At 74.0% G+C, this 6,725-nt stretch carries 4 protein-coding genes; 3 read left to right on the top strand and 1 reads right to left on the bottom strand.

Going from position 1 to position 6,725, the window contains the following annotated elements; genetic code table 11:
• Positions 1–1,011: 1,011 nt before the first annotated feature.
• The 3 genes from ACFWZ2_RS24550 (at position 1,012) to ACFWZ2_RS24540 (ending at position 4,708) form a co-directional block, all read left to right on the top strand.
• The gene (locus ACFWZ2_RS24550) at positions 1,012–2,049 is read left to right on the top strand and encodes a rod shape-determining protein (protein ID WP_384549024.1); all 1,038 of its coding nucleotides are present in this window, start codon (positions 1,012–1,014) and stop codon (positions 2,047–2,049) included.
• A 54-nt stretch (positions 2,050–2,103) separates the two neighbouring features.
• Complete coding sequence (locus tag ACFWZ2_RS24545) at positions 2,104–4,068, top strand: GAF domain-containing protein (protein ID WP_384549076.1); 1,965 nt, start codon at positions 2,104–2,106, stop codon at positions 4,066–4,068.
• Between the two features lie 82 nt (positions 4,069–4,150).
• Positions 4,151–4,708 carry a hypothetical protein gene (locus ACFWZ2_RS24540; RefSeq protein WP_384549022.1) on the top strand — a complete coding sequence of 186 codons (558 nt, stop codon included), beginning with the start codon at positions 4,151–4,153 and terminating at the stop codon, positions 4,706–4,708.
• Between the two features lie 44 nt (positions 4,709–4,752).
• Here the strand turns inward: ACFWZ2_RS24540 and ACFWZ2_RS24535 are convergent, their stop codons facing one another.
• Positions 4,753–6,717, bottom strand: a complete 1,965-nt coding sequence (locus tag ACFWZ2_RS24535) for an ABC transporter permease (protein ID WP_384549020.1) — start codon at positions 6,715–6,717, stop codon at positions 4,753–4,755.
• Positions 6,718–6,725: the final 8 nt, after the last annotated feature.

The raw sequence follows: 6,725 nt of genomic DNA, 5'->3' as shown, positions 1-6,725 counted from the left end.
CCCCAAGAGCCTCCCCGGCACCCACCAGAATCCGCCCAAGCCGAGCCCTCAAGGACCACAAGGTGGGACCTCCCGAGGCCCGAGCCCCCCCAGAGCCGCCCCCTTGAAGACCCCCAAGAGCCTCCCCGGCACCCACCAGAATCCGCCCAAGCCGAGCCCTCAAGGAGCACCCCAAGACGGGACCTCTCCCAAGGCGTTCCCCTCCGGGGGCTCGGGGCGGCTTGCCCGATTCCTCCCGGGAGTCCGGCCTCACGAGCCGGGGCCCTCCCGAGATCTCCCCAAGGCGGACTTCCCCCGCGCCCCTCCCCAAGGGCCGCCCCCTGGGAGACTCCCGAGGACCTCCCCAAGACCTGACCGGGAAACCGCCCAAGGGCCTTCCCCGAGCGCCCCCGAGGGCCTCCCCCAGGCCTGCCTGGAGACCTCTCAAGGAGCAGTCCTCCCAAGGCCTCCCGGGGCCCCCAAGGGCACCCCCCCTGGCACCCCCGAAGGCCCCCAGCCCTGCCGAGAGCCCCCGAGCCGAGATCCCCCGAAGCCCTCCCAGGACCCAAGGCGGGGCCCCTCCCCAAGACGCCCCCCAAGCCCCTCGCAGCGCAAACCCCGGGGACGTACGCAAAGGCACCAGATCGGCGAGTATCCGCCTTTTCGCCACGGAGGCGTCCGGGTCCACTGGAACCGGGGATCGGGGGGCCGTTGGTACCGGGGGGTATCGGGGCGCCGCCCGCCTCGGATCAGTCTTCAGGCACGGGCACGGGCACCGCCTCCTCGGTCACGGCGACAGCCACAGACACCGCTGCGCCACGGCCGACTGCAACGCCGTCAGGGAACCTTCCCGCCAAGGGCGTTCACCCCGCGCGGGGAGAACGCCTTGCCTGCGACGCCGCGAAGACCACCCGTGCGGCGGCACCCCGCCCGGCGCACTCCAGCGCGCGCGCCGCCCGCGCCCGCCGCACGATGCGAGACAGGACCGCCGTCCGACGGTCCGTACGGTCTGCGCTCTCGGGAGGATCTGCCATGACCGTCAGTCTGGAGCAGTTGCGCCGCTGCCATATCGCCGTCGACCTGGGAGCCGCGCGCACGCGCGTGTTCGTGAAGGGCGCGGGCCTCGTCGTGGACGAGCCGAGCGCCGCCGCCGTGAACACACGGACGGGCGCGCTCATCGCGGTCGGTCAGTTCGCGGAGCAGATGACGGGACGTACGCCCGGCTACATCCGGGTCGTCAGGCCCGTCTCCGGCGGCACGGTCGTCGACATCGAGATGGCCCAGCGGATGCTCCGTCACCTCCTCGGCGAGAAGCTCCGCCGCACCCTGCGCCGCAAGCCACGGCTCCGCGCCGCCGCCTGCACCCCGCACGACGCGGACCCGCTGGCCCAGCGTGCCGCCGTCGAGACGATGGTCGGGCTCGGCGCCCGCCGGGTCGAACTGGTGGACACGCTCATCGCGGCGGCGGTCGGCTGCGGCCTCCCCGTGGAGCGCCCGGAAGCGACGATGATCCTGGTCTGCGGCGCGGCGACGACCCAGGTCGCGGTCCTCTCCCTCGGCTCGATCGTGACCGCCGAACGCATTCCCGTGGGCGGCGAGGCCATCGACCACGCGATCGTGCAACACCTGCGCCACCAGCACGAGTTGATGCTGCCGTCCCAGTCCGTACGCCCCCTCCAGCTCGCCCTCAGCGGCAACGGCCTCACCCCGCACGGCCCGGAGTCCACGGAGATCCACGGCAGAGACGTCGCGACGGGGCTCGCCCGCTCCGTCCAGGTCGACACGGCCGCCGTCCGCGACGCGATCCACACCCCCCTGACCGCCGTGCTCGACGGCATCGGCAAGGTCCTGCGCGACTGCCCGCCGGACCTCGTGGCGGACCTCGCCGACCGCGGAATCATGATGGTCGGCGGCAGCGCGCTCCTCCCGGGCCTGGACCAGATGCTGCGGGACGCGACCGGAATGCCCGTACATATCGCGGAACGGCCTGATGTGTGCGCTGTGCTCGGACTCGGTGCGATGCTGGAGGGCAAGATCCAACCGCTGGCCCTGGCCCCGTTGTCCGGCTGACCTGCGCCTGCGGCCCGTCTCCCCCGACCACGGAGTACGTAGTACGTGACCGAGATGCCCGAAGGAGCAGACGCCCCCCTGCCCTCGATGCCCCTCCTCGACGCGGTCCTCAGCGTCGGCACGGACCTCGAACTCCGCGCCACGCTCCAGCACATCGTGGACAGCGCGGCCCGGCTGACCGGGGCGGAGCACGGCGCACTGCACGTCAACGCCGCCGCCCACGGGGGCCGGGCCGAACTGTTCGTGGCGGGCGACCGGCCACCACCGGCGTCCGCCGCCGCGGGCGACTCCATCGGCATGCCGATCCACGTCCACGACGAGGCCTTCGGCGACCTCCTGCTCGCCCACAAGGCGTGGGGCCCCTTCACCGACGAGGACCGTCAGCTCCTGAAGGTCCTGGCGAGCCAGGCGGGCATCGCCATCGGCAACGCCCGCCTCTTCGAAACGGCCCGCCAACGGGAACGCTGGATCGAGGGCGCCGCCGCGGTCACCACGGCCCTGCTCACCGGCGAGGCGGCGGTGGACGCCCTGATGACGGTGGCCGACCGCGCCCGCATCCTCGCCGGCGCGGCAGCGGGCGTCATCCTCCAGCCCACGGATTCCGGCGGCATGACCATCGTCGCCGCGGCCACGGACGGCGCCCCCCACGGCTGGGGCACATCGGCCGACGCCCGCGGCGGGAGCGGGGGCTCCCTTGAACCGGACACCCCCCGCGGCAGAAGCGAGGGCTCCCTTGAACCGGAGACCCCCCGCACCGGGTGCGGGGCCTCCCACGAACCTGACACCCCCCGCGCCGAAAGCGGGGCCTCCCACGGACCTGACACCGCCCCCACCGGAAGCAGCCCCTCCCACAAACCTGACACCACCCGCGCCGGGAGCGGGGCCTCCCACGGACCGGACGCCGTCCCCACCGGAACCGGGCACCCCCACAAACCCGACACCCCCCGCGCCCGATGCGGGGCCTCCCACGGACCCGACACCGCCCCCACCGGGAGCCGCACCTCCCGCGAAGCGGACGACGACACCCGCCCCCACCCCTCGCCCAAGACCCCCCACCCGACCGATATCAGCCACCCCCAAGACCGCACCCCCGCCCACCCCGCCCCACCGGCACCGAACGCCCCCGGCTCCCCCGCGCCCCGCGCCGCCGCCGGTTCCCGTCAGGACGCCGGGCACAACGACCTCATCGGCACCACCATCGAGCCCGGCAGCGCGGTGCTCGAGCAACTGCTCGGCGGGGAGCCGGTGTTCATCGAGGACTCGGCCACCGATCCCCGGATGACCACGCATGTGCGCGCCCGCTTCGGGCCCAGCATGATGCTGCCGTTGCAGGCGGGCGGGCGGCTGATCGGGACGCTCGCGCTGCCCCGGCGGCGCGGCGCCCCCGCCTACACCCCGGCCGAGCGGCTGCTCGCCACACAGTTCGCCTCGCAGGCGGCCCTCGCCCTCGTACTCGCCGACGCCCAGCAGAGCAGGCAGCGCCTCGCGGTCTTCGAGGACCGCGACCGCATCGCGCGCGACCTGCACGACCTGGTCGTCCAGCGGCTGTTCGCGACGGGCATGATGCTGGAGTCGACCCGCCGCAGGGCGAGGTCGGCCACGGTCGAGTCCACCCTCGACCACGCCGTGGACGAGCTGGAGTCGACCATCCAGGAAGTCCGTACGGCGATCTTCGCGCTCCAGCAGCCCCCCGCCGACGCCCCGACCACGTTCCGCGGCAAGGTCCTGCGCGAGACGGCGGGCGCGGCCGCGGTGCTCGGCGTCCAGCCGTCGACGCACTTCGCGGGCGCCGTCGACACACAGGTCACGGAGCCGGCGGCGGGCCGTCTCCTCGCGGCCCTGCGCCGGGCGCTCGCCACCACGTCGCGGCGCACCGACGTCAGCCGTGTCGACGTCACGGTCGACGCGCGGGCGACGCTGCCGGACGGCAGGACGGGCGTACGTCTGACGGTGTACGACGACGGCGCCACGGACGGCGTGGAGGCGGGCACGACGGTGACCTGGCAGGCACCGCTGTAGGCGGGGACCACGCACCACGCCCCATGTTCAGCAGGGAGATGACCGCGTACAGTCACCAACCTGCCGCCGTCGGGAGGTACGCGTGGGCTCACCCAAGGTCGACCGGTCGCTCCAGCGGGTACTGGCGCACCGGCAGCTCTTCCTGAGAACCGAACACGGCGGACGAACCGTCATCGTGTGCCTCCAGGACGGCAGTCGGGACGGCTTCGAGATCGGGCGCGTCCTGTCGGGCCACGGAAAGACCGGCTGGGCGGTCCGCCACCGCAGGCGCCTGCCCGACGGCACGTACGGGGTGGAGGAGAACGAGGGCCTGCCCTGGATCGGCCTCGACGAGCACATCGCCGACGTCCTCAGACTCGCGGCGTACGCGGACGTCCTGCGCCGCAGGGAAGTGTCATCGGGCACGGCCACCACCTACACCGCCCGCCTCGGCCCGGAACTGGCCGCGTGGCTCGCGGAGGTCCCCGCACCGCAGGGCATCACCGACCTGGGCGACGGCAGGGTCCGGCTCACCGAGTCCGCCGTCGCCTTCCTCCGCTGCCCTTCGACCCACTACGTACTGACCCTCACGGTCCACCCCGACATGGACACCCTGATGATCGAGGGCGTGAACGCCTACAACCTGACCCGCGAGGAATAGATAGAGGGACAACGGCCGGGGGCCGACGGCCGGCGGCCGACGACTCAGAGCTCCACCACCGACACCTCCGTCGCCTTCACGCTCGTCCACACCTCGACCCCGTCCCCGAGCCCCAGTTCGAGCGCCGCCTGCGGAGTGATCTCGGCGACCAGGTCGGGCGCCCGCTCCGAGGTGATCAGGACGCGCAGCCTGCTCCCGGCGGAGGTGATCTCCCGCACCGTCCCCGGCCACACGTTGCGCGGACTGCCCTCCGGCTTCTCGCGGTGCACGGACACGGCCTCCGGCGCGATGACGGCGAGCGCCCGCGTCCCCGCGTCGAGCGGATCCGCGACGACGAGCCGCCCCTCCCCCGCGAGTTCGAGGCTCCCGTCGGCATCCGCCGTGCCGGGCCAGGCGTTGCGGCCGAGCATCCGCGCCACCCAGGGCGAGCGCGGGTGCCGTGCGACCTCGGCGGGCGGCGCGTCCTGCAACGTACGCCCTTCGTCGAGCACGAGGACCCGGTCGGCGAGGGACACGGCCTCGACGGGATCGTGCGTGACGATGAGGCAGACCCCGCCGAAGCCGTCGAGGTGGCGCCGCAGGGTGTGCCGGACATGCGCGCGGGTCGTCTGGTCGAGCGCGGCGAGCGGCTCGTCGAGCAGCAGCAGCCGGGGCCGCGCCGCCAACGCCCTGGCCAGCGCGACCCGTTGGGCCTGCCCGCCGGACAGCTGGGCGGGCCTGCGGTGCGCGAGGTGCCCGACGCCGAGCCGGTCGAGCCACGACTGCGCCTCCGCGCGGGCCTCGGCACGCCGGACGCCCTGCGCGCGCAGCCCGTAGGCGGTGTTGCCCAGCGCGTTCAGATGCGGGAAGAGCGCGCCTTCCTGGGGCACCCAGGCGACCCCGCGCCGGTGCGGCGGCAGCGCGGTGACGTCGCGTTCCCCGAGCCGCAGCTCCGCACGCGCGCGCGGCGTCAGGCCGAGCAGGGCGCGCAGGAGGGTGGTCTTGCCCGCGCCGTTGGGCCCTACGACGGCGATGGTGGTGCCGGGTTCGGCGTCGAGGGTCAGTTCGTTGTAGCCGGTGACGGTGGCGTTCAGCGACCACTTCTCCGTCGGCTGCCCGGACTGCGCGATCCGGTGGGGCGGCTCGGTCGCCACGTCGTCGTCCGCGGCGGCGGGCCCGGCGGTCCGCACCCGCACCGAGGCCCCCGCCGCCCACCGCCCGCGCAGCCCGATGAGCACGGCCATGGCGATGGCGAGCAGCAGCAGGGACAGCGAGGTCGCGGCCTCCGGCGAATCCTGGAGCAGCAGATACACCTGGAGCGGCAGCGTCTGCGTCGTCCCCGGCAGATTGCCCGCGAAGGTGATCGTGGCGCCGAACTCGCCGAGCGCCCGCGCCCAGGTCAGCGCGGCCCCCGCGGCGAGCCCGGGGGCGACCATCGGCAGGGTGACGGTGAGGAACACCCGTACCGGAGAAGCCCCGAGGGACGCCGCGGTCTCCTCGAAACCGGGCCGCAGCCCGCCCAGCGCCCCCTCCAGGCTGATCACGAGGAACGGCATCGCCACGAACGTCGCCGCGACCACCGCGCCCGAGGTGTGGAACGGCAGGACGATCCCGAAGGTGTTCTCCAGCCAGGGCCCGAGCAGCCCCCGCCGCCCGAACCCGAGCAGCAGCGCGACACCGCCGACGGTCGGCGGCAGCACCATCGGCAGCAGCACGAGGGACCGGACCAGCGCCTTGCCCCGGAAGTCGACGCGCGCGAGCAGCCAGGCCAGCGGCACCCCGAGCAGCAGGGAAAGACCGAGCGCCCAGAAGGACACGAGGAGCGAGAGCTTGAGCGCCTGGGTGACACCGGGCGTGGTCAGATGCGCGCCGAGGTCGCTCCACTCGGTCCGTACGAGGATGCCGACCAGCGGCAGCAGCAGGAACGCGACGGCGAGCAGGGCGGGCACGGCCAGCGTGAGCGGCGTACGCGCCCGGGCCCGGGCCCTGGGACGGGACCGGGCGGGGCGACGAAAACGAGTCGGGATCATGACGTGAA

This window comes from Streptomyces sp. NPDC059002 (genome assembly GCF_042740435.1).
Taxonomy (GTDB): domain Bacteria; phylum Actinomycetota; class Actinomycetes; order Streptomycetales; family Streptomycetaceae; genus Streptomyces.
This window is presented reverse-complemented; position numbering and strand designations above follow the sequence as displayed.

What these genes read in the sequence shown, in the direction of transcription:
- ACFWZ2_RS24550 (WP_384549024.1), top strand. Translation starts at nt 1,012, where the DNA reads ATGACCGTCAGTCTGGAGCAGTTGCGCCGCTGCCATATCGCCGTCGAC.
- ACFWZ2_RS24535 (WP_384549020.1), bottom strand. Translation starts at nt 6,717, where the DNA reads ATGATCCCGACTCGTTTTCGTCGCCCCGCCCGGTCCCGTCCCAGGGCC.
- ACFWZ2_RS24545 (WP_384549076.1), top strand. Translation starts at nt 2,104, where the DNA reads ATGCCCGAAGGAGCAGACGCCCCCCTGCCCTCGATGCCCCTCCTCGAC.